Raw genomic sequence first — 24,726 nt, forward strand, 5'->3', positions numbered from 1 at the left:
TTTAAAAATTAGTTTAACCGTGTTTTACTCATTTTTAACCATTTATCGACAAATAAGCGCAATACGCATAACTTATTAAGGCTTTTGGCTAATAATTTTAAGTCAAACTCATATAAATTGTAATTTTATCTCGTCTCTAAATCACAAAACTATGCAACTTAATAATTTAACAGAACAGCAAATATCAGTATTAAACGCAATTAAAGATGAACCTTTAACAAGTTTTCAAATTTTAAGAAAAGTTGAAAATGTAAACATGATTTTATCACTTTATAATATTATGGATGAACTTAAAAATAAAGGTGCATTAAGAACAATTACAAAGAAAAATGTGAAATATCATATTGCTTCTTAGTACTATTTATTGCACACTAAAATAAGCATGCTTTAAAATTATTCATAAGTGTATAATTTTAAAGCATTTTATATTTAAAAAAAAGGTCTAATATCTACAGCAACTTCTAAAGTGCTTTCTCCAGAACCATAAATAACACCTTTTAAAGGTGGCACATCATAATAATCTCTACCATAAGCAACAGTGATATGTTGATTTTTAGGGATTTGATTGTTTGTTGGATCAAAATCTACCCAACCAAAATCTGGAATATAGACAGAGAACCAAGCATGAGAGGCATCTGTACCAAATAACTTTTCTTTTCCTGGTGGAGGAAAAGTTTCAATATAACCACTTACATATCTTGCAGGTAAACCCATAGAACGTATACAAGCAATGGCAACTTGAGCAAAATCTTGACAAACCCCTTTTTTTTCTTCCATAACTTCATCAATAGGAGTAGTTACAGTACTAAAACCGGCATCAAATTTAAATTCTTTAAAAATACGTTGCATTAACTCGTTAGTAGCCTCAAAAACAGAACGTTCTTTTTGAAAAGAAACCTTGGCATACTCATTAATTTTAATTGAAATGTTTTTGATAAAAACTGAATCTAAAATAAACTGTTTGGCTGCTATAATTTCTGGTGATAAAATTTTTAATTTAGCTAAGGCTTTTTCTAAGGTGATGCTTTTACATGCTTCTGTTATCACTGCGTTTTTTTGATGTTCAAAAGAACGTTTTACCTTACTTGTTGCAGTTACTACTAGTTTTTTATGCTGTTTTTCAATAGAAAAATGTGCAACTGAATTTCCGAAAAAATCTATATTTTCTTTAAATACTGTTGGTTTAGGTTCTATTTCTAATTCATATTCAAGCAATTCTTGACCAACAAACGTTTTGGGTTTTAAAATTGCTAAATTATGGCAATAGGTTACTGTATTTGAGTAATTGTATGTTGTTTTATGAATGACAGAAAAAACCATATTAAAAGGTATAATTTTGGTTAACTAACTGTATTTGTTCGTCAGAATGATTAAAATACATATCTGTTAAAGACATTGAAGTATTGTGAATCAAATCACTCAATGAAGCTAATAATTCCTCTAATTGAGATCTTGTATAGCCATTTTCATCAACTTTAATTAAGGTACTTGCTTTTGTATTTTCAATGACATCACATGCATTTAAAATTGCTATTTCTAAAGCCGTATGTTCGGTATCATTATTTCTTTTTGGCAATTTAAAAATATCTCTACGAATTCTGTTTATTTGATATTTTAAGGATCTAGAATATTTATCATCTAACAAAATTAGTTTGATAACGTTTTCAACATCTAAATAAGATTTAAAACTATATCTGTAAATGTTTAAACTTTCATGACTATTTAATAAAGATTCTAAGATTTCATACTCCACATCCTCATTATATGAAATGGTTAACAATGCTCTCGATTTATCTATAGTCATAATGGCTTGTTCCATTTGCAAACCAATAAAATAAAGCAATAAGCCTTGATCTACTAAAATACTTTCTTCAATTAAACCAATAAAAGCGATTAGTTTAGTAATCACTGTATCTAATAATTTGGTGAGTTTTTGTACATTATGATGGTCTTTTTTATCAAAATCTCTCCAAACTTTTTTAAGCATATCATAAACACGCCACATATCTTTAGACCAAAGATTTCTTAACGTGTAATACGAGTTATTGAATGACGAAAGTGCATGTGCTAAACTTCCCATTTTTGTTTTATCAAACAAAACTATGGCAATTTCTTCTAGTGGATTTTCAATTGCTTTTTCTTTGTTTTTACCTGTAAAACCTGGAAAAATAGAGGTTAAATGCGTGATAGATTGGTATAAGATGTGTAAACTCTCAGTGTCAGATTCACGTTTATTAAATTCAGAATTGCTCATCTGATTTAACACCATTCTAATATATCTAGCAGTTACCAAAGTTCTTGCTAGGTATCTTCCAGACCAAAATAAATTTTCAGCAGTATTACTTGGTAAATTTTCGATACCAGAAAAATTATTTGTATTTGCATGATGCCAATAAAATCGCTGACGTTTTTTAAAGGATTTATTTGCATTATTGGTAATCCAAAAATCTTTACTTGTACCCCCTTTTTGATTAGAAACTCGTAACTCTTCTCTCTCTGCAGCTACTCTAACTAAACCTCCAGGCATGATGCTGTAAGACTTATCTTTAGCCACAGCAAAAGTTCTACACATTACTTTTCTGGGTTCTAAACTATTTTTTGTAAGGTTTGGAGCCGTAGAAAATGAAATTTTTTCTTGTGCTACAAAACGATACGGTTTTGTTAAAATTTCTTTTTTTAAGGCTTCAATTTCTTGATCACTTAAAAATTCTCCAAAATAAATGTGTTCTCTCTGTGTATTATCTATAGGTTTTACAACCAACTTTCTAATATTTTCTAGAACATATTTGCGTTCTTTTTCTTGGCCACACCACCAAGACGCAATTTGAGGTAAAATTAAATCTTCTTTTAAAAAGTATTTACAGATTGAGTTCATAAAGGGAATTAATCCTGGGTTTTCTAAAACGCCACTTCCAATAGGATTGATGATGGATACATTTTGTTGTCTTACAACATTTAACAATCCTGCAACGCCTAAATATGAATCTCCTTTTAGTTCTAAAGGATCTGAGTAGGCATCATCTACGCGTCTGTAAATTACATCAATCTGAATTAAACCTTTTAAGGTTTTAATCCAAACTTTGTTGTCTCTAACCACTAAATCATTTCCCTTTACTAAAGGATATCCTAAAAATGATGATAAATAGGCATGTTCAAAATAAGTTTCATTATGAGGCCCTGGAGTTAAAATAACAATCGTAGGATTTTCTTTATTTGTTGATGCTGAATTCATCAATAAATCGTTAAAATCTTTAAAAAAACCAAAAGGTTGTTTTACATTGATTTCTTTAAAAAAATCAGGTACAACTTCTCTAACAGAAAACCTGTTTTCTAAAGCATATCCCATTCCAGAAGGTGCCTCAGCTCTATCATTAACTACCCACATTCTTCCATCTGGACCTCTAGCCAAATCTGCAGAATGCATTAATAATTGTTGGGCATTATTAAATTGAATTTGATGACAAGGTCTTAAAAAGCCACGATGTGCATAAATAATTTCTGAAGGAACTATTCCGTTTGTAATAAGTTCTTTTGCTCCATAAATATCTTTTAAAACCAAATCTAAAAGGTGTGCTCTTTGTTGCAAACCTTTTTCTATGGTTTTCCATTCTTTTTGGTCTAGTACAAACGGAATAATATTTAAATTCCAAGGTCTATTTAACCCATTAGGATCGTTATAAACATTGTAAGTAACTCCATTTTCAGACAAAAGCCAATCCAAATCATCCTGCCTTTTATTCAATTCAGCCATTCCTAATTTAGAAAAATTGGTTAACAATTTTTCCCAAGTAGGGTTTATGCTCATATCAGATTTTAAAACTTCGTCATAATTTTCAAAATCCTTAAAATAATCACTAAAAAAAGAGGTTATCGGTATTTTTGTCAATCTGTTTTATTTTTTGAGACGCAAATCTAAGGTATTTGGATATTCTGGGTTCACAGGAATCTCTTTAAAACTGAATTTTTTTGAACTTCCTTGTTTTGCCACAGATCTTCCAATATCATTTTTGTTGTCTAAACTACGTTCTTTCTTCTTTTCTTTTTTGGTTGATATTTCTCCTTGTGTATGTCCGAAGTCCCAGAATCTATTGATTCTACGAGACTCTGCTTCAAAACTATTTACAGGATATGTTTCGTAAGATCTACCTCCAGGATGTGCTACAAAATAAGTACAACCACCAATAGAGCGTTTGTTCCAAGTATCTACAATATCAAAAACCAAAGGCGTATCTACACCAATTGTTGGATGTAAAGCAGAGTAGGGGTTCCAAGCTTTGTAACGAATTCCTGCTACATATTCTCCATGAACTCCAGAGCTTTTCAATTGCACTTTTACACCATTACAAGTTAATGTATATCTTTCATCTGTAAAATTAGAGACTTTTACTTGTAATCTTTCTAAGGATGAATCTACATATCTTGCAGTTCCACCACCAGCCATTTCTTCACCTAAAACATTCCAAGGTTCAATTCCTGCTCGTAATTCTAAATGAATATTGTTGATATCCACCATGCCATATAATGGAAAACGGAATTCAAAAAATGGATCAAACCAATCTTCTTTAAATTTATAACCAGCTTTATTTAGTTGATTTACAATATCTTTAATGTCTTCTCTTACAAAATGTTCTATTAAAAATTTATCGTGTAATTCTGTTCCCCATCTTACCAAATCATGTTCGTAAGGTTTTTTCCAAAACCAAGAAACTAAGGTTCTTACCAATAAGTTTTGCATCAAACTCATTTGTGCATGTGGTGGCATATCAAAACCTCTTAATTCTAAAATACCCAATCTTCCAGAAGAAGAATCTGGAGAATATAATTTATCAATACAAAATTCAGCTCTGTGCGTATTTCCTGTTAAATCAGTTAATAAATGACGGAATAATCGGTCTGTTAACCAAAAAGGGACTTCACCATCTTTTGGAATTTGACTAAATGCAATTTCTAATTCGTATAAACTATCATGTCTCGCTTCATCAACTCTTGGAGCCTGACTTGTAGGGCCAATAAAAGAACCAGAAAATAAATATGATAATCCTGGGTGATGTTGCCAAAACGTTAATAAACTTCGTAGCAAACTTGGTTTACGCAACAATGGACTATCTTTTGGAGAAACACCACCTAAGGTTACGTGATTTCCACCACCAGTTCCTGTGTGTTTACCATCTAACATGAACTTTTCTGTGCCTAGTCTTGATTTTTTAGCTTCTTCATAAATGGTAAAAGTTGTATCTTTTAAATCTGACCAACTATGAGAAGGATGCACATTTACTTCAATCACACCTGGATCTGGCGTAATTTTCATCGATTCTAAACGATTGTCATGAGGTGGTCCATAACCTTCTAAAACCACAGGGATTTCTAATTCTCTTGCGGTTGCTTCTATTGAAGCTAATAAATCTAAATAATGAGCAGCTTCTTCTAAAGGTGGTAAAAATAAATGCAATTTACCATCTCTAACTTCTGAACACAATGCAGTTCTTACAAAATAATTTGGCATATTTTGCGGAATCCCATTTTCTAAAAAGTTTTGATGACGTTTAGAAACTAGTTGTCTAAAACTTGGCAAACGCTTCTTTTTAGAAAATAAATCTGGCTCGTAAATAGGAAACAGTTCGTGTTCTGGTTTTTGTTGCAAAGAATTTAAAGGCAAACGCAATCCAAGAGGAGAATTTCCTGGAGTTAAATACATATGATTTCTCCTAAATGTCCATTCGCTACTAAACCATTTACCTTCGGTTTTATTTAATGGTAATACATAACCAACAGGTTTTGAAGTACCATTTTCTAAAATTTCATTAATTTTTTGGGTTGCTAAAGTCGCATCTTTGTCATCTTCAGGATTATAATCAACAGGCATGTTACCTTGCTCATACATCAATAAAAATGCATCTTCAAAGGTTGGTTTAATATGATTTGGAGTTACACCTAAATATTGTGTTAGTTTTTCTAAAAATATAATATCTGCGTTTTGTGGCAGTTCAGTTTCTGATGCAATTGCCGCTAATAAATCTGGGTTGAACCATATTTTTCTGCCATCTTTTCGCCAACATAATTCAATAGACCATCTTGGTAATGGTTCTCCTGGATACCATTTTCCTTGTGCATGATGTAAAAATCCACCTTGTGTAAATTTATCGAGAAAACGTTTGGATAAATCTTTGGCTAAAGCACGTTTATGCTCACCATCTGCAGCTGTGTTCCATTGTTCGCTTTCCATATCATCAATAGAAACAAACGTAGGTTCACCACCCATAGTTAAGCGAACATCGTTTTTTTGCAATTCTTTTTCAACCTTTTTCCCTAATTTATCAATAGCCTTCCATTGATCTTCAGTATACGGTTTTGTAACTCTAGGTGATTCAAAAATCCTTTTTACAGAATTTTCGAATTCGAAGGTAGTTTCACAAACATCAGACAAGCCAAAAACAGGAGCAGCACTTTCAAAAGAAGGAGTACAAGCTAAAGGAATATGCCCTTCACCAGCTAACAAACCAGAAGTTGCATCAAAACCAATCCAACCAGCACCAGGTAAATATACTTCTGCCCATGCATGTAAATCTGTAAAATCTTCTGCAGGTCCAGAAGGCCCGTCTAAAGATTGTTCATCAGACTTTAATTGTACCAAATAACCCGAAACAAAACGTGCACCAAACCCTAAATGACGTAAAGTTTGCACAAATAACCATGCATAATCTCTACAAGAACCATTTTGTTGGCCTAAGGTTTCTTCACAGGTTTGTACACCAGGTTCCATACGAATATTGTAATTTAGATATTCGTAAATTTTTCTGTTGATATCAATTAAAAAATAAATGGTTTTACGAGGCGTCATATCAATAGACGCTATAAAATTTTGTAATAAAGGCCCTTTTTCAGTTACTTCTAAATACGGTAAAAGCTCTTTTTTAATCGTTTCATTATATTCAAAAGGAAATTCTTCTGCAGATTCTTCCACAAAAAAATCAAAGGGATTTATGGTTTTTAAATCTGCAATTATCTCTACATCAATAGAAAGTTCTTCTGTTTTATCAGGAAAAACAACTCTTGCCAAATAATTACCAAAAGGATCTTGCTGCCAATTAAAAAAGTGGTTTTCTGGTTTAATTTTTAAAGAGTAAGATTCTATTGGGGTTCTTGAGTGTGGTGCAGGCCTTAACCTAAAGATATGTGGAGAAAGCTTTACTGAGCGATCGTATTTGTATTTTGTTTTATGAGAAATTACAATTTTTAATGCCATAAACGACTCTTTAATGTTTTATTGTTGTGTATTATTTGTGAAATTACTAAAACCAATACAAATATTACAAAATAATTCTCATATTTCAGTAATTATTGTATATTTAATGAAAAAGATTATTTAATGAATAAAAATCATGGTTTTCTTAATTTTAGCTAAAATAATTTAATTATTTGAGTAAATCACGTATGTTTGTTAAATATTAATTTATTAAATTTACATAAAAAGTATTTAATTTGAAAGCACCTACCAATTTACCTATCTTTTCTTCTTATGAATTTGATTCAAGGTTTTACGATGAGATTTTTACGGAAAATAACGAAGTTAGAAAAGTGTATGAAACTTTATTTAATTTATTTAATGAATATTCCGTTGATGATTTTGTAAATTTAAATGATAAAGCCAAAGATGCTTTTTTTAATCAAGGAATAACTTTTCAGGTGTATGGAGATAAAGAAACAAAAGAAAAAATATTTCCTTTTGATTTATTTCCAAGAATTATAGGACACAAAGAATGGTGTAAAATTGAAAAAGGAGCTTTACAACGAAGCAAGGCTTTAAATGAGTTTTTATGGGATTTATATCACGATCAAAAAATAATTAAAGATGGTATTGTGCCTATAGAATTGATTAATTCTTCTGTAAACTACTTAAAGCAAATGCAAGGTTTTAATCCTCCTGGAGGTATTTACAACCATGTTTCTGGAACAGATTTAATTAAACATTCAGATGGTGAATATTATGTTTTAGAAGACAATATTAGATGTCCTTCTGGAGTAAGTTATGTTGTAGGAAATAGGGATGCTTTAAAAAGAACATTGTTTGGGGTTTTTAATCATTATCAATCTTATAATGTATCAGATTATGGTCAAAATTTATTAGAAATTATAGAGTCCGTAAAACCAAAAGGGGTAGATATTCCTAAATGTGTTGTTTTAACTCCTGGGGTTTATAATTCTGCTTATTATGAACATTCGTTCTTAGCAAAACAAATGGGTGTAGAGTTGGTAGAAGGTCGTGATTTATTTATAGAAAATGACTTTGTTTACATGAAAACCATTAGAGGTTTGGTTAGGGTTGATGTAATTTATAGACGTGTAGATGATTTATTTATTGATCCATTAGAATTTAAAAAAGATTCTTTGTTAGGTGTTCCAGGTTTGTTTAAAAGTTATATGAAAGGGAAAGTTTGTTTGGTAAATGCACCAGGAACAGGGGTTGCAGATGATAAAGCTATTTACACCTATATGCCACAAATTATTAAATATTATTTAGATGAAGAGCCTATTTTGAATAATGTTTATACCTACCATTGTAGCAGACCAGATGAATTGAAATACGTTTTAGAAAACGTAGATAAATTAGTAATTAAACCAGTTGATGAATCTGGTGGATATGGCATTTCTATTGGAAACAAATTAACCAAAGAAGAAATAGAAAAAGTAAAAGCCACAGTTAAAGAAGATCCAAGAAAATATATTGCACAACCTATTATGTCGCTTTCTACACATGCCACATATATAGAAGAAGAACAATCTTTTGAACCAAGGCATGTAGATTTAAGAACTTTTACTTTACTAGGTAGAGATAAAGATTTTGTGTTAAAAGGAGGTTTAACAAGAGTTGCATTAAAAAGAGGAAATTTAGTAGTGAATTCTTCACAGGGTGGAGGATCTAAAGATACTTGGGTATTAAAAAAATAAAACAGTTTTATGTTAGCAAGAGTAGCCAATAATTTATTTTGGATGGGGCGTTATTTAGAGCGCTCAGAACATATCGCAAGATATATGAATGTCAATTATTTTTCATCATTAGATGCACCTACAGAATTGTCACAGTCCAGACAATTTGTATTGCGTTCTATGTTATTTGTAGCTGATGAAGAAGAATTAATAGAAGTGAAAGAACTGGATGAAAAAAAAGTACTCTATGATATTGGTTTAAATCCAGAGAAACAATTTTCTATTTTATCTTCTATTCAAAATGCACAACAAAATGCAAATGGAGCAAGAGATTTAATTTCAACTGAATTATATGAATCTATAAATACTTTAAATAGAGCTGTAAAAATCTATGATAAAGATCGGTTTGTAAAAAACGGATTGTTTGATTTCACTACAATGATTACTGCTAATATTGCATCATTGAGAACCAAAATAAGAGGTACACTTTTGCATGATGAAGTGTATGCTATTATTATGCTAGGAATTTATATAGAAAGAGCCAACCAAGTAATTCGAATTATCAATTCTAAATACAATGATGCCTTAGTAGAAAATGTAAATTCTGGTGCATCTGTAACAACAAGTTTCGAATGGACAACCTTACTAAAATGTGTTCAGACTTATGATATGATGCGAAGATATTACAGAAAAATTCCTTCAAGTCATAATGTTTTAGATTTCTTAATCTTAAACCCATATTGCCCACGTTCTATTATGAATTCTTTGAACTGTATCCAAAACTATATTGGGTTTTTATCTAAAGATGAAATTCCACAAAAAGATACTGCTGCGTTTTTAATTGGTAAATTAAAATGTCAACACCAATATACAACCATCGAAGACGTTCAAGGTGATTTAAAAGGTTTTATTGAAAAATTAGTAGAAGATTTATCTTTAGTTGGTGTAAAAATGCACAAAGATTACTTTAGTTTAGATTAATCTTCCATAATATTTTACTGTTTCAAATAATTCTCTTATTTTAAGGGTATGTTATTTTATGACAAGAAAATACTTTTTACCCTATTCACAATTCTTTTTTTCTTAAGCGCATGCCAAGAGAAAAAGCAACCAGAAATCATTCAAAAAACCGCTGGAATAAATGAAATTGTTGCCAATTCGTCTGATAGAGATTATCAAGAAATAAAAAAAGACGGAGTTTTAAGAGCTTTAGTAGTCTACAGCAGTACAAGTTACTTTTTATACAAAGGGCAACCCATGGGCTTTGAGTATGAATTATTGCAACGATTGGCCAAACATTTAAATTTAAAATTAGAAATAGTTGTTTCTGATAATTTAGATACGCAATTTGAAGTATTAAATAGGGGAGATGTAGATGTAATTGCGCATGGCATGACTATTACCAACCAGCGCAAATGGGAAGTAGATTTTACAGAGCATTTGTTTTTAACCAAACAGGTTTTGGTACAAAAAAAACCAGATAATTTTAGAAAAATGTCTTGGAGTACACTCCAAAAACACGTTATTGATGACCCACTAGATTTAATTGGCGATACTGTTTCTGTTCGTAAAAACTCTTCGTACGTGGAGCGTATTGTGAGTTTAGCAAACGAAATTGGAGGTGAAATTTATATTGATACTTTAGATAGCAAACTGTCTACAGGTGAAATTATTGATATGGTAGTAGATGGTAAAGTAAAATATACCATTGCCGATGAAAATTTAGCCAAAATTAATGCTTCAAGTAATCCTATTTTAAAAATCGATGTCCCTATCTCATTTTCTCAGCGAATTGCTTGGGTAACTCGAAAAAAATCAAAGAATTTTAAGAAGGTGATCAATGAATGGATTGTCTCTGAAAGAAAAAATTTAGATTATTTTGTTATTTATAACAAATACTTTAAAAATAAGCGGTTTTTTAAACGCAGAATTAAAAGTGATTATTATAGTTTAACGAATAACCAAATTAGTGAATATGATGATTTGATTAAAGAATATACCCAAAAATTAGGTTGGGATTGGCGTTTGTTGGCCTCGCAAATTTATCAAGAATCTAAATTTGATCCGAAAGCAAAATCTTGGGCTGGCGCAAAGGGGTTAATGCAAATAATGCCACCAACAGCTGAAGAATTAGGGATTACAGATGTAACTGATCCTGTACAAAGTATTCGAGGAGGAACTACCTATTTGAATCAGATTTATGAGCGTTTTACAGATGTACCTGATGAAATTAATCGAATTAAATTTACATTAGCCTCATTTAATTGTGGTTATGGCCATGTTAGAGATGCACAACGTTTGGCAGCAGCAAATGAGCTAGATCCTTTAATCTGGGAAGATAATGTTGATAAAATGTTGTTAGCACTTCGATTTCCTAAAAACTATAATAAGGAAATCATAAAATATGGTTATGTAAGAGGTACAGAGCCTTTTATTTATGTAGAGCAAATTTTTGATAGATTTCAGCATTATAAGCAATTTATTGAAGATGATGACCAAAAAAATGAAACAACACAATAAATTGTAATTGAGCATCTTATTTCAATAGCCATTTATTTACGGTATTAAAAACCAACTACGTTTTCAACAAAAAATTACTAGTTCAATGATCAATGTTTAAAGTAGATTTTAGGCAAGGACAGGCTGTTTATTGAGATTAAAATTAAAAAATTTTTAAAGGCTAATTACATGGTTTCATCACCTTTTTGCCATGAAAAACGAATGGTTAATCCTTTTCCTTTTTTAGATGATACTGAAATAATTCCATCATTATTTGCCACAATTTTTTTAACGATAGCCAAGCCAATCCCTGTACTATTTACATCTTTAGCATTGGTTTCTAACTGACTGAAAATTTTAAATATTTTTTGATGATATTGTTTGTCTATTCCTGGACCATTATCACTTATAGAAAATAGATATTCGCCTTCTTTAAGACGAAACTTAATGGTTATAATGGCCTCATCTTTATCATTATATTTTATAGAATTGCCCATTAAGTTTTGAAAAACATGTTCAAACTCTAATTTATTAGCATATACTTTTAAGTCTTTTTTAGGGAGTATTAAAGTGCTTTTCTTTTGGTGTTGTATCAAGTCAAAAACCTTCTGTAAAGTAACATTACAACTAAACCATTCTTTATGTTTCTTGCCCTTAGCCACTTTAGAATATTCCAAAAGTCCGTTTATGGAAGATTCCATTTTAGAGATCACCTCTTTCATCATTATGATATGCTTAGACGTATTATCATCTAAAGTATCTTTTAAATCCTCTTCTATAAATGAAGCTAATGAATATACAGATACCAAAGGTGTTTTTAAATCATGTGAAACAATGTGGTTAAAATCTTCTAACTCTTCGTTGTTATTTTCTAAAAGTTTTAAGTTTTCTTCTAGTTGTAAATTTACAGCTGTAAGTTGTTTCGATTTCATAGAAATTTCTTTTTTCTGAGTTAATGCTAGTAAATTAGCGTTTTCAAGTTCTTTAAAAGAAGTTGAGAATCTCCTTAACAGTAGCATTGAAATCAACAAAAACACAAAAATGTACCCAAATTTCACATAAATTAAGGCTATTTCATGCTGTTTTATAAAAAATATAATGTTTGCTAAAAAAACAGCAGTGGCTATTGCCATAACTATTAACAAAAGTTTAGTGGCCTTACTTTTGGCCAAAATAGCTTTAATTATTGTAAAAATGATGTACGCAATATTTAACATCATAAAAACTAAGAAAACAGGTATTAAGTAGGTAAAATGTGGAGCTGGCAAAATAATTGCAGCTAAAATTAAAATTACAGTACTATATTGTATAAATTTCTTAAACCAATAATGCACATATTCTTCTAATACAATTACAAAGAACATACTGGCACTATAGCCTACAATATATGAGGCTATATACTCTGTTTTAGCCAGAAAAACCCAACTAATTTCTTTAAATAAATGAGAAAAAGGAGCATACCTATCATTTAAAGTGTGATAAGACAAGGCAATACACATTAAAGAAAAATACAGAACAGCTTTATCTTTATTCCAATACAATACATAAAAAATTAACAAAAGTAAACCAACAAAAGAAAAACTTCCAACAGCAGTCATATCTGCCATAATTTGTAAAGATTTTTTTTGAAAAAGATATTCAGTTACTCCTAAAAGAATTGGTTCTGTAATTCCAGCATTTTTGTTATAAAAGTTGGCTACTTGTATTACTACTTCAAAATTGGTGTCATTAGAGTTTAAAGGAATAATTTTAGTAAACCTTCTATGCAATGTTGTTTCTTTTGTAGTACCAATGTTACCAGATTCTAAAATAAACTTTCCATTTATCCATATTTTATAAGCGCCAATAATTCTTGGTATGTATAATGATGTATTGGGTCTTTCTTTAGGTATTGTAAAACTTTTCTTATAGGTAGCATACCCAAAAGCAGGTAATTTTTGATTATCCTTATCAACATAATTAGTCCAAGACGCAAGTTCAACTAAATTTAAAGGCTTCTGATTTGTAAAATCTTTGGGGTTGATAAAAGTATTCCAATAAAATTCCCAATTCTGATCTAATTTTATCCCTTTTTTTTGAAATAATTTATCATTATTAAAGTAAGTAGAATAATTTTCATTTTTTTGTTTATCAACTGAGTAAACACATTGAACAATTGCTACAAATAAAATAAATCGTGTTATGAATTTTAAAAGTGTCATTTATTGGTTAGGGGATCATCATTGAGATATTAAAAGTAGTTAAAATTGTTAAATTGACAAAAATAAACGCAATAACTATGCATTTTTTAAACAGTTACTTTTTTAAAAAAAGTGATGTAATATTCATATTCCATAAAAAAACAGCACTTCATTTAATGATTTAATAATTTTACAGAGCTATTGGTGAGATTTAATTTCGCGCACAAAACACATGTTCAAAGTTAGTACAGGTTACTCATTGTGCACAAGAATTGAAAGAAATAAGGTAGGGTAGTAGTGATTTGCTTATAATAAGGTTTCTAAAATTTGCCAAACATTATCTGCCAATATTTTGTGTCCTTTTTTAGTAGGATGAATGCCATCTCCTTGGTTTAATTCAGGGATACCACCAACATCTTTTAGTAAAAAAGGAATTAAAGCGATGTTGTTTTTTTGAGCCAAATCAGGAAAAATATTTTTAAATTCAGTAGTGTAATCTTGCCCCATATTTGGTGGTATTTGCATACCAGCTAATACAATTTTAGTATTAGGATATTTTTTTTGAACAGCATCAATTATAAATTGTAAGTTATTTTTAGTTTCAGTTAAAGGTACTCCACGTAAACCATCATTGGCACCTAATTCTAAAACAAAAATACCTGGTTTTTGGTTTAAAACCCAATCAATTCTATTTTTACCACCAGCTGTAGTTTCTCCGCTAACACCCGAGTTTACTACAGTATATGCCAAGCCTAAACTATCAATTTTTTGTTGAATAATACCTGGATAAGCATCTTCTACATCTTCTAAACCATAACCCGCAGTTAAGCTATCCCCAAAAAAAACAATTCTTTTTGTAGCGCTATTTTGTGCTTTTTTTACTTCAGTTTTGGTTGTAGTGGCGTTCTCATTTTCATCAGCCTTTGTAGTTTTATTTTTACAAGTAGTTAAAAGAATCACCAATGAAAAATAACAAAAATTTAAGAAAATCTTTTTAGTTCTATTGTGCTTATTCTTTGTCAATTGTCTATTTTTCAGCATCAGCATGTTTTAAGCAAAAAATTAAAAATATAATGTCAAAGATATTAAAGATTAATGATTTAGAAAAAACTTACACCAGTGGTTCTAAAAAATTGACAGTAATTAGCAATATTTCTTTTGAAGTAGAACAAGGTAGTGTTTTTTCTATTGTTGGCCCATCTGGTAGTGGAAAAACTACGTTGTTAGGCTTGTGTGCAGGACTAGATTACCCAACCTCTGGAACTATTGAATTGTGTGGAGCTAATTTACAAGATTTAAATGAAGATGAACGTGCTGCTTTACGCAATAAAGAAGTCGGTTTTATTTTTCAGAATTTTCAATTGTTACCTACTTTAACAGCTTTAGAAAATGTAATTGTGCCATTAGAGCTACAAGGTGATAAAAATGCAGGGAAATATGGAAAAGAATTGTTAGAAAAAGTAGGGTTGGCCAATCGTTTGCATCATTATCCATCACAATTATCTGGAGGTGAGCAGCAAAGAGTGGCATTAGCAAGAGCTTTTTGTAACAAACCCTCAATTTTATTTGCTGATGAACCAACAGGAAATCTAGACGAGGAAACTGGTGAAAAGGTAATTCAATTACTTTTTGAACTCAACAAAGAAGCTGGTACAACCCTTGTAATTATTACTCATGATTTAGATTTAGCCAACAGAACCCAACAAATATTGCGATTAAAAGGAGGGAAAATCATCTCAAACCAAAAAACAGTTTTAGAATAATGAGCAAAAAATATGCTAAAGCCGGTTTAAAATGGTTGATAAAAATGGCTTTGAGAGATGGTAAAGCTAGCTTGTCTAGATTGCTACTTTTTATGGCTTCTATTATTTTAGGAATTGCAGCAGTAGTTTCTATTCAGATGTTTAGTGATAATTTAAAAGATAACATTCAAAAGCAATCAAAATCGCTAATGGGAGCCGATTTTATTATTGATAGTCGAGAAAAACCTTCTAAAAAAGTGCAAGCCATTATTGATTCTTTAGGTGCAGATGCCTCTGAAGTCAATTTTGTATCTATGGCAGCTTTTCCAAAAAATGATGCCACAAAATTGGTAAAAGTAAGAGCTATGGAAGGTGCTTTTCCTTTTTATGGCAATATCACCACAACTCCAGAAAATGCTGGTGCTCATTATCAAAAAAAAGGTGGTGCTTTAGTAGATGCTACATTACTTTTACAATATGAAATTAGTCCAGGAGATTCTATAAAATTAGGTAAAGTAACCTTTCCTATTGTTGGTGCGTTAAAATCAATTCCTGGTAGTACAGCAATTTCATCATCTGTGGCACCAACTGTGTTAATTCCTTTTCGTTTTTTAGAGCAAACAGAACTGTTACAATTGGGTAGCCGAAAAGAATACCAATATTTCTTTAAAGCCCCAACAATGGATTTAGCTTTATTAGATCAAAAAATAGACCCAATTTTAGATAATGAAAAAGCAGATTTAGATACCCATAAAAGTACCAGTAGAAATTTGGGCAGACGCTATGAAAATGTAAGTCGGTTTTTAAATTTAGTGGCTTTTATAGCACTCTTGTTAGGTTGTATTGGCATTGCGAGTTCTGTACATATTTATATCAAAGAAAAATTAAATAATGTTGCCATTCTTAAATGTTTAGGAGCCTCTAGAAAGCAAAGTTTTTTCATTTATTTAATTCAGATTATCGGAATTGGATTTATGGGAGGTTTTATTGGCTCTGCAATTGGTACAGGTTTACAATTCGCTTTTCCCTATCTATTACAAGACTTTTTACCTTTTAGTGTAAGCATATCTATTTCAGTACAACCAATATGTATGGGGATTGTATTAGGGGTTTTAATGGCTGTTTTATTTGCCTTATTGCCACTATTAAATACTTGGTATGTATCGCCTTTAGAAGTGTTAAGAGGTAGTGAAAACAATTTACAAAAACCCAAAAAAGCAAGGATAATTGTTACTTTAATTATTTTAGTTGCTATCTTTTTGTTTTCATTCTGGATGTTAAAAGATGCTATTCGTGGTATTGTTTTTACCATTGGTATTTTAGTAACCTTTGCAATAATGGCAGGGATTGCTAGCTTGTTTATCAAACTAATTAAAAAATATTATCCAAATTCTTGGAGTTATACCAAACGTCAAAGTTTGTTGAATTTATTTAGACCAAATAATCAAACTATGGTGTTGGTTTTGTCTATTGGTTTAGGAACTTTTTTAATTAGTACGTTATATTTTACCAAAGATATTTTATTGGCAAAAACATCGTTAGAAAACACCAAAAATGATGCAAATATCATTTTAATGGATGTACAAAGCAAACAGGAAACTGCGCTTTTAGATCGTTTTAAAGAAAAAAAATTAGAGGTAATTGATAACATTCCCATCATTACAATGCGTATGTATAGTATTCGAGGTAAATCTGTCAACGAAATCAGAAAAGACACCACTGTAAAAATGCGTAAATGGATGCTAAATCGTGAGTTTAGAGTAACTTATAGAGAAAACCTAGCTGAAACTGAAGAAATTATAGAAGGTGAGTGGATTGGAAAAGCAGAAAATACGCAACCTATACCTATTTCTATTTCAGAAAGTATAGCCAGAGATGCCAATTTAAAAATCGATGATGAATTGGCGTTTAACATTCAAGGTGTGGTGTTACAAACCAGAGTAAGTAGCATCAGAAAAGTAGATTGGGGTAGTATGCAAGTAAATTTTTTAGTACTTTTTCCTACGGGTGTTTTAGAAAATGCACCACAATTTAATGTAATGACTGCTTTTGTACCTAATGAAGAACAATCAGCAGCCTTGCAAAGAGATTTAGTAAAGAATTTTCCGAATGTAACTATTTTAGATTTACGCCAAGTGTTTACCATTATTGAAGATATTTTAGATAAAGTTTCTTGGATTATTAACTTTATGGCATTCTTTAGCATACTTACCGGTTTTATAGTGTTGATTGGTTCTGTTAGAAACAGCAAATATCAACGAATAAAAGAAAGTGTATTGTTACGTACATTAGGTGCAAAAAGCAAACAAATTCTACAAATAACCGCTTTAGAATACGTGTATTTAGGTGTTTTGGGGAGTTTAACAGGCATTTTATTATCCTTAATTGGGAGTCAATTATTAGCCACTTTTTTATTTAAAGAAGCTTTTATACCCACAGCAATTCCGTTTTTAGTATTTCTACCAGCTATAACTTTATTAGTGGTTTTTATTGGTTTAAGTAATTTAAAATCAGTATTAAAAAGTCCGCCTTTGGCTGTGTTGCGTAAAGAGGTTTAAAATTAATTTCTATTTTTTAAGTAATGCTTTCATGATTTTGATGTTCAATGAATTGCAAAAAGATTACACATTATTCTTCAATTCTTCATTATTTATGTAAATTACAGTAAATCAGAAATTAAAAACAATAAACTATGCGTAATTTATACCAAATCATTGCAATGCAGTTACCTATAGGAACGCCAAATCCAGATGATAATAAACCAATAGATTTATCAGACCCTTTTGAGGTTATTGTTTTTATTGTACTGCCTATTTTGGTAATTATTTTCTATTTTGTTAGAAAAAGGCAAAACAACAACAAAAAATAATACTAACTATACATTTTGATAAAATTCTGTCAATTCGAGTGAATTTTACGATTGAAATGAGTGAAATTTGTATCGAGAATAAGAATTTTAGCTGCTAAATTAGTTCTCGATACGATTTTTCGTTCCTCAAAATCACTCGAACTGACATATTATGAAATTCTGTCAATTCGAGTGAATTTTACGATTGAAATGAGTGAAATTTGTATCGAGAATCTCGTTAAGCTTGATATGACAGGGATTTTAGCTTCTAAATTAGTTCTCGATATAATTTTTCGTTCTTCAAAATCACTCAAACTGACATTTTCGAATATTTTAATTTCAAAATAAACAACAGGTATATTACTTTTTGCTACCTGGATTGGTATCTAATTCTATATTTTCTATAGGTTCTTTTTGGGTAATTTTTTTATGTATAGTTTCAGAATGTCTATCGTTGGTTAAGGGTCTTGCTGTTCTACTACCTGGAATGTCTAAATTATTTTTCGCACTTTCAGGTTCATTTTTGCTTTTCTTTAGCGGTTTTCCGGTATTATTTTCAGTTTGTACATTTTTTTGATCTTTCATTGTCTTTATTTTTAGTGTGATTTTTTAAGCTTGTCAATTTAACAACATGCTTTATTCTATTGTTCTAAAATTAATCAAAATCAATTTTAAGTTTGACTCAAACCAATAAAATTTTAATGCTTTTGGAAATTTGAGGATGTTATTGTTGAATTAAAAAATGTTTTAGTAGCTTACGAAACTAAAATTCTTATATCTACAATTGTTATAAATAGCTTGAAAAACAGCTATAAAAAATATAATTTAAAATGCATTTTAATGTTCTTTATGGCGCCTGTTCTGAACTTGATTGAGGATTACTTTGCTTTGGTAAAAAGCTTTAGAAAAAACTTATCTTCTTTATTTTTTTCTTCTAAAATCATTCTTTAAAAATGTAATGAAACCGAATTTATGAGGTTCAAGAATTCCAATTTTACGAAACGACAATAGGAGAGTAGTGAAATGTGTATGGAATGACTATTAATTAATATTTATATTCTTTAACGTAAATAAATTTTTATAAATTTCACTATATTTAAATTTTAACTTGATTAAAAATTTAAAGCGAGATAGTTTATTATTAATAAAATAAATGTAGGACTAGAATATTAATTTTTAATATTAACCAGATAACTTCAATGAATAATATAATAATTCCAAGTGCACTTAAAAAAGCGATAATAAAAAATAACATTGTTTTATTCGTAGGAAGTGGAACCTCCTTAACACTTAATATGCCAAGTTGGGATAATTTAGTTAAGAATATAATAGATTATATAAGCGAAGAAACTGGAAATCAAGACTTGAAAATGTTTAAAGATATTCTGGTACCTGGAGGAATGAACCCAATAGATGTTCTTACCCAAATAGAAAAAAAAGGTTATCGAAAATTTGCATTAGATTATTTAGGGAATAATTTAAGGTTAAAGGAGGAATCTGATTTAGAATTACATAAATTATTATTTGATCTTTGCCCAAGAATTATAACAACAAATTATGATCATGCATTTGAACAAGCATTAGGAGATGGTGTGCATGTAGTAAGTAATTATAGTAAGCATGGGATTTCAAATTTATCTGATAAGAAAGAATATATTTTTAAAATTCATGGGGATGTTAATGATCCTGATAATTGTGTGTTATTTCAATCGGATTATGAAAAATTTTATATAGAAAAAACAAGTCAGCAGGATTTATTTACAACACAATTAAAAAACTCCATACTCAATAAGACAATTATGTTTGTTGGTTTTGGTATGAACGATCCATATGTAAAAGAGATTATGGATCATTTATATAAAATAACTGAAGGAATGATGAAACGTCATTATTTATTCACAACTAATAGCAATTTTGAAATTCCATATATAGAGCCGATTATTCTAAAGGATTATACGCAATTAAAGGGTGTAATTAAAAAATTAATAGAAGAAGTTAGTATTGAGAAAGAATCAGAAATTGTTACTCAAGAAGAAATTGTTACTAATACAGCAGATGAACTAACATCAACATTCCACATGCTTTCATCATGTCCTATTGATAAAGATTATGAAGTTAATATTGATTATTATTTAAGGGCATTTAATAAGTATGATATAGATTTAAGAATAAATCCATCAAACATAGAGTCTATTAGAAATTGTGAAAATGGATATCTAATATTTTTCACTAAAACAATCAAGGGAAGTTTGATAATTGAAGATGAATATTTAAAATCACGACAAATTACTATAGATGAATTATTAGAAAATGTATCAAAAAGTATTTTAGGAATAATAATTTTCACAAACGATTTACCATTCATCGAAGATACTTTTAAAACTGATATACCTTGTCTAATTATTCAAGAAGAAAATCAATCTAAAATCAAAAGAAAAATTGATTTAATCCTTTATAAGCTTTCAAATAATAAAATTGATTTTATTACTCAAAATGAGAGAAATTTAAGTGAAATCAATTTTTCAAAAATTAAATTAAACAAAGGGAAACCTAATATTATTAGAAATTCAACTAAAGCATCCAGATATATTGACAAAAAATTATTAACGCATTTTGTTGGAAGAAAAACAGATGTAGAAAATATTGCAAGAAAAATTATTGATTTAGAGTTTCAAGATAAACTTTTAACAATTAAAGGGTCTGGTGGAATAGGGAAAACAACTATAATAATTAAAACAGTTTTTGAGTTAGCTAAAAGAAACCTATTTAATCAAATTGAATATATTTCGTGTCAATCTATATCTACATATGAGAATTTACATTATCAAATATCTAATTGTTTAAACATTGATTCAAATATAAATATTATTGAATCACTTCAATCTTCTTTTAATGGAAATAAAAATATAGTAATTATTTTAGATAACTTTGAGACTTTATTACAACTTTATGAAAAAAGCAAAGTTTTAGATTTAGTATCTAAAATTTGTGATTATTGTATAGTTATTACAACTAGTAGACAAATACTTGATCTTGATTTTGAAGAGTTATACGAATTAAGAAACTTAACTACTGAAGAAGGAATTGAAGTGTTTAAAAATTATTATAAAGGGAAACTAAACTCCGAAGATGAGAAAATTTTGAGATTTGATATTGTTGAAGAACTATTAAATAATAACCCATTAGCAATAAAGATTATATCGAAAGGAACACCAAAGTCAAAAAGTCTAGAAACTTTAAAAGAGGAATTGCAAGAGAATATTTTTAACAATGAAAATATTGATAAAATCTTTGAGAACCCTGAGGACATCAATATAGAAAAATCAAATTCTCTATTCTATTCAATAAAATATTCTTACGATCAATTAAATCCAAACGAAAAATTTGCATTCGAATTGCTTTCACTTTTTCCAGATGGTATACACATTGAGAATTTAAAAAAATTCTCAAAAGAGAATAAAAACTCTAAAAATAGGATAACTGATAGAGAAATTAAATCATTAGATGATAAATCTCTTTTAGAGAGTAGTAGTGGGTTTTTAAAGCTTCAATCAATTGTAAATAGATTTTCTACTCATCAATTTAATAATAGATCAGAATCTATTAAAAAAAATTATTTCACACTTTGTTTTGAGTATAACGATTTCTTTATTAATTTTTTACAAAAAATATTAAAAACTTCAGAATCCCTGCCAATACAAGATGATAACATAAACAACTATCTTAAGTGTATTGATTTTATGGAATATATTGATAAAACGAATTTAGATAAATTAGATTTTGTTAATTCATTATCTATTTTCTTTAGAAATATTAATCAACATAAAGAATTTCTTGAGAAAATTCAAAAAGATAGTTTTAAAAAATTGTTTAATGAAAATAATTCAGAAAAGAATTTATTAAAGATAATTGAATTGCAAATTATTTATTGGTGTATAGATTTTGATTATGCCATTAATAATCTAAAAAAAATATTTACTAATGAAGATATTCAAAAATTAAATTTCAATAATAAGGTTGATAAATCATCTTTTGTGAAAATATTTAATTTATTAACTTGTGAAGGTGAGAGTAAAAATTTCATTACTGAATTAATCAATAGGTGGGAATTAAAAATCACTATAATAGATGATTTATTTAGATTAGGATTTATAAATATTTCTAACGATTTAGTTAAATATGAAACGGATTTTACTTTTGGTGAATATGATATATTATTAGAAAATAATAAACTGAATGTTGAAGAATTAGATATTTACATTTCTAGTCTATATAAAAAAGAAACATTAGAATTAATTCAAATAAATTATTTAAAACTAAAATTAATACCAGACTTCAAAGTTGATACTAGTGTCTTTGTCGTTACAAATCCATATACTCAAGGAATGATATTCTTAATAGAGGCGTTAATGGAGAATGATAATGACAAAAAACAAGGTCTTTTTGAATCTTCTTTAAACAAATTAAAACACATTAAATATTACTATGTGGAAGCTATATTCCATTATTGTTCGTTTTTATTAATTAACAACAAAAATCAATTATTTCAAGAACAACAATTGATTGGATTGAATTTATGTAAAAAATATAGTTACAAGTATTTAGAGTATAAATTAAATAAGTTATTAGATGAAGATTTAGTTTATAATGAAGAACTTTTATATAATGAATTCGAAAGTATAGATAGAAGAACTTTTGATTTATACATTGAGCAGCTTTTTATTGAGAGAAAAAACGAATTTAAAAAGTTTAAATAATTAATTATAACTCGACCTAATATAATTTTGGTAAAACAATAGGAGAGAGGAAAGTAATATTTTAGGTAGCTAACAATACATTTTATTAAGTTTTCCCAATTATAAAACATTTCTAATAATTGTCTTAAAAACTTCTAATTTATCCTAAAATATAGTGTAACGAAACGTGATTGTTTCCAAAATTATATGTGAGTCTTGATTTTTTTGTTTAGCTCACACGTTTTTATTTTTTTGAGTTCGTGAATCTCCTAAAGTCGATTTCTTTTTTCATCAAGGAAAAAAAGAAAATAATTAAAGATTAATAGTAACTATGTTTATTTTCTATTTAACATAATAATTATAGCACTAATCAAAAAAAGGTTGATTATAACTACCAAATAGAACAAGTGCATAGAATTTTATTTTTACTCACTATTTTTATTAATTCTAAAGGGTTTAAAAGGAGTTCGTGAATCTCGTAAAAACTCGATTTTATAAAATTTATGCTCTTGTGGAAAGCTGACGAAAATGTTAATGGAAAAAAATTACAGCACAATTTTAATTGATATTAGAAATTTTGAAGAAATCTAAAAATTAGCTTTTGTGCGGCTGCAAGCGTTGGAAAATTGTGTTTAAAAAAATTACTGCGTAGCATAATTATTATTAATAAAAACAATCGAGCGTTTAAGCAAGAGGCAATTTAATACTTCAATAATTCAGCACAGGCTCCATGGCGAATTATAGCTATCAAATAAACCTACAAGTTAATAAGCCGTAATTTAGCTCATGCGTTTACATTTTCTTTGGAATTCGTGAATCTCCTAAAGTCGATTTCCTTTAACAAAATATCTATCGATATAAACCTAAAGACGTTATATCTGATATTATGTATAAATAGCCTGAAAAACGGCTATACAGAAATTACTCTATATTTGTACTATAATTTACATTATGTAAAATAGAATATTTTAAACCCCATTCAACTACATGTTTTGTGTGTAGTAATTGTAATCCTTTAAAATTACCCCAATAAACTCCTTATCACTTTTGTGTATCGATTTAATATCGGTTACTTCTATAATTTTACTTCGCAATTTTATCAAAGTTTTATAATCGTTGCCTTTTATGGCAGATTTAAACGTTTCTTTAATAATTCGTGCATCGTTGTCAGACAACTTTATCACATTCGGATATGTAGGCACATAACTTTCCTTAATATTTTCTAAAATCGTTTCTGAAAAAGACACAGTATCTTTTATAGAAATCACAACCGTATTTGCAATAATATCTCCAAAACGCTGACTTTTATTAGTGAATAATATCAACAGAAACCCTACCATTTTGCCAAATATAAAAATGGCTGTCAATAACGATTCTTGATTATTTAATCCTAACGAAGCAATATACACAAACAATAACGTAAATAAATTAAAATCTATGATTCGCAAAAACCAACGAATTATGTAGTCTGTTATCGAAGGTTTAAAGCCATCTTCATTAATCACCTTAATTTTTAAGATTTTCTTCCCTAAAGTTTGTCCATCCATTAAAATCTCAGAATACAAAGAATAAAATGTTACAGGTAAAAAAAATAAAACACCTATGGCACGAATGGTCCAAGGATCTCCAGCATCGTTTTCTTCAAACAAAGCAAAACCCAAAATTTCAATCGTAAAATACAAATAAGCGAATTTTATAACGTTATCAATAACAAAAGCCAAAAGCCTTTCAAAAACGTTCGCTGTTGTAAAATTGATATTTACATTTTGTGCTGTTTTTATTTGGAGTGTTTTCAT

General features: G+C 29.0%; 15 protein-coding genes. 8 read left to right on the top strand and 7 right to left on the bottom strand.

Annotation, left to right across the window (positions count from 1 at the left end):
* Window positions 1-151 precede the first annotated feature (151 nt).
* Window positions 152-355: a hypothetical protein gene (locus tag ACTG3V_RS04890; protein WP_439131020.1), complete on the top strand. Its 204-nt coding sequence runs from the start codon at window positions 152-154 to the stop codon at window positions 353-355.
* 74 nt (window positions 356-429) lie between these two features.
* On the opposite strand, the gene ACTG3V_RS04895 is transcribed toward ACTG3V_RS04890, so the two are convergent.
* The 3 genes from ACTG3V_RS04895 to ACTG3V_RS04905 are packed head-to-tail and all read right to left on the bottom strand — an operon-like array spanning window position 430 to window position 7,243.
* A complete protein-coding gene (locus ACTG3V_RS04895; protein WP_439131021.1) occupies window positions 430-1,320 on the bottom strand; it encodes a transglutaminase family protein in 891 nt (296 codons plus the stop codon).
* A gap of 1 nt (window position 1,321) precedes the next feature.
* Window positions 1,322-3,886 carry a circularly permuted type 2 ATP-grasp protein gene (locus ACTG3V_RS04900; protein WP_439131022.1) on the bottom strand — a complete coding sequence of 855 codons (2,565 nt, stop codon included), beginning with the start codon at window positions 3,884-3,886 and terminating at the stop codon, window positions 1,322-1,324.
* Window positions 3,887-3,892: 6 nt separating this feature from the next.
* Entirely contained in the window at window positions 3,893-7,243 is a 3,351-nt protein-coding gene (locus tag ACTG3V_RS04905; protein ID WP_439131023.1) for a DUF2126 domain-containing protein, read from the bottom strand.
* 236 nt (window positions 7,244-7,479) lie between these two features.
* On the opposite strand from ACTG3V_RS04905, the gene ACTG3V_RS04910 reads away from it, so the two are divergent.
* From ACTG3V_RS04910 to ACTG3V_RS04920, 3 genes are read left to right on the top strand one after another with little or no spacing between them, the layout of a single operon-like run.
* Window positions 7,480-8,946: a circularly permuted type 2 ATP-grasp protein gene (locus ACTG3V_RS04910; protein WP_439131024.1), complete on the top strand. Its 1,467-nt coding sequence runs from the start codon at window positions 7,480-7,482 to the stop codon at window positions 8,944-8,946.
* 9 nt (window positions 8,947-8,955) lie between these two features.
* Entirely contained in the window at window positions 8,956-9,906 is a 951-nt protein-coding gene (locus tag ACTG3V_RS04915) for an alpha-E domain-containing protein (RefSeq protein ID WP_439131025.1), read from the top strand.
* 48 nt (window positions 9,907-9,954) lie between these two features.
* Complete coding sequence (locus ACTG3V_RS04920) at window positions 9,955-11,445, top strand: transglycosylase SLT domain-containing protein (RefSeq protein ID WP_439131026.1); 1,491 nt, start codon at window positions 9,955-9,957, stop codon at window positions 11,443-11,445.
* Window positions 11,446-11,609: 164 nt separating this feature from the next.
* Here ACTG3V_RS04920 and ACTG3V_RS04925 read toward each other — a convergent pair whose 3' ends face one another.
* A complete protein-coding gene (locus tag ACTG3V_RS04925) occupies window positions 11,610-13,625 on the bottom strand; it encodes a sensor histidine kinase (RefSeq protein WP_439131027.1) in 2,016 nt (671 codons plus the stop codon).
* 285 nt (window positions 13,626-13,910) lie between these two features.
* Entirely contained in the window at window positions 13,911-14,651 is a 741-nt protein-coding gene (locus ACTG3V_RS04930; protein WP_439131028.1) for an arylesterase, read from the bottom strand.
* A 26-nt stretch (window positions 14,652-14,677) separates the two neighbouring features.
* Between ACTG3V_RS04930 and ACTG3V_RS04935 the strand changes: the two genes are divergently transcribed.
* The 3 genes from ACTG3V_RS04935 to ACTG3V_RS04945 all read left to right on the top strand — a co-directional run bounded on the left by ACTG3V_RS04935 (window position 14,678) and on the right by ACTG3V_RS04945 (window position 18,215).
* Window positions 14,678-15,367 (top strand): ABC transporter ATP-binding protein, encoded by a 690-nt coding sequence (locus tag ACTG3V_RS04935; protein WP_439131029.1) that lies wholly within the window; start codon window positions 14,678-14,680, stop codon window positions 15,365-15,367.
* Window positions 15,367-17,904 carry an ABC transporter permease gene (locus tag ACTG3V_RS04940; protein ID WP_439131030.1) on the top strand — a complete coding sequence of 846 codons (2,538 nt, stop codon included), beginning with the start codon at window positions 15,367-15,369 and terminating at the stop codon, window positions 17,902-17,904. Before ACTG3V_RS04935 ends, ACTG3V_RS04940 begins: the two co-directional genes overlap by 1 nt.
* A gap of 134 nt (window positions 17,905-18,038) precedes the next feature.
* Window positions 18,039-18,215: an adenylosuccinate synthetase gene (locus ACTG3V_RS04945; protein ID WP_439131031.1), complete on the top strand. Its 177-nt coding sequence runs from the start codon at window positions 18,039-18,041 to the stop codon at window positions 18,213-18,215.
* Between the two features lie 339 nt (window positions 18,216-18,554).
* On the opposite strand, the gene ACTG3V_RS04950 is transcribed toward ACTG3V_RS04945, so the two are convergent.
* Complete coding sequence (locus ACTG3V_RS04950; RefSeq protein WP_439131032.1) at window positions 18,555-18,779, bottom strand: hypothetical protein; 225 nt, start codon at window positions 18,777-18,779, stop codon at window positions 18,555-18,557.
* Window positions 18,780-19,393: 614 nt separating this feature from the next.
* Between ACTG3V_RS04950 and ACTG3V_RS04955 the strand changes: the two genes are divergently transcribed.
* A complete protein-coding gene (locus tag ACTG3V_RS04955) occupies window positions 19,394-22,951 on the top strand; it encodes an SIR2 family protein (RefSeq protein ID WP_439131033.1) in 3,558 nt (1,185 codons plus the stop codon).
* A gap of 962 nt (window positions 22,952-23,913) precedes the next feature.
* Here the strand turns inward: ACTG3V_RS04955 and ACTG3V_RS04960 are convergent.
* On the bottom strand, window positions 23,914-24,726 hold the full coding sequence (locus tag ACTG3V_RS04960) for an RDD family protein (protein ID WP_439131034.1): 813 nt from the start codon (window positions 24,724-24,726) through the stop codon (window positions 23,914-23,916).

It is taken from the genome of Polaribacter sp., from assembly GCF_965660385.1.
Lineage (GTDB): Bacteria > Bacteroidota > Bacteroidia > Flavobacteriales > Flavobacteriaceae > Polaribacter.

Bases quoted from the DNA above. Each gene is read 5' to 3' on its own strand.
- ACTG3V_RS04890 (WP_439131020.1), top strand. From the start codon at position 152: ATGCAACTTAATAATTTAACAGAACAGCAAATATCAGTATTAAACGCA.
- ACTG3V_RS04895 (WP_439131021.1), bottom strand. From the start codon at position 1,320: ATGGTTTTTTCTGTCATTCATAAAACAACATACAATTACTCAAATACA.
- ACTG3V_RS04905 (WP_439131023.1), bottom strand. From the start codon at position 7,243: ATGGCATTAAAAATTGTAATTTCTCATAAAACAAAATACAAATACGAT.
- ACTG3V_RS04915 (WP_439131025.1), top strand. From the start codon at position 8,956: ATGTTAGCAAGAGTAGCCAATAATTTATTTTGGATGGGGCGTTATTTA.
- ACTG3V_RS04920 (WP_439131026.1), top strand. From the start codon at position 9,955: ATGTTATTTTATGACAAGAAAATACTTTTTACCCTATTCACAATTCTT.
- ACTG3V_RS04925 (WP_439131027.1), bottom strand. From the start codon at position 13,625: ATGACACTTTTAAAATTCATAACACGATTTATTTTATTTGTAGCAATT.
- ACTG3V_RS04930 (WP_439131028.1), bottom strand. From the start codon at position 14,651: ATGCTGATGCTGAAAAATAGACAATTGACAAAGAATAAGCACAATAGA.
- ACTG3V_RS04935 (WP_439131029.1), top strand. From the start codon at position 14,678: ATGTCAAAGATATTAAAGATTAATGATTTAGAAAAAACTTACACCAGT.
- ACTG3V_RS04940 (WP_439131030.1), top strand. From the start codon at position 15,367: ATGAGCAAAAAATATGCTAAAGCCGGTTTAAAATGGTTGATAAAAATG.
- ACTG3V_RS04945 (WP_439131031.1), top strand. From the start codon at position 18,039: ATGCGTAATTTATACCAAATCATTGCAATGCAGTTACCTATAGGAACG.
- ACTG3V_RS04950 (WP_439131032.1), bottom strand. From the start codon at position 18,779: ATGAAAGATCAAAAAAATGTACAAACTGAAAATAATACCGGAAAACCG.
- ACTG3V_RS04955 (WP_439131033.1), top strand. From the start codon at position 19,394: ATGAATAATATAATAATTCCAAGTGCACTTAAAAAAGCGATAATAAAA.
- ACTG3V_RS04960 (WP_439131034.1), bottom strand. From the start codon at position 24,726: ATGAAAACACTCCAAATAAAAACAGCACAAAATGTAAATATCAATTTT.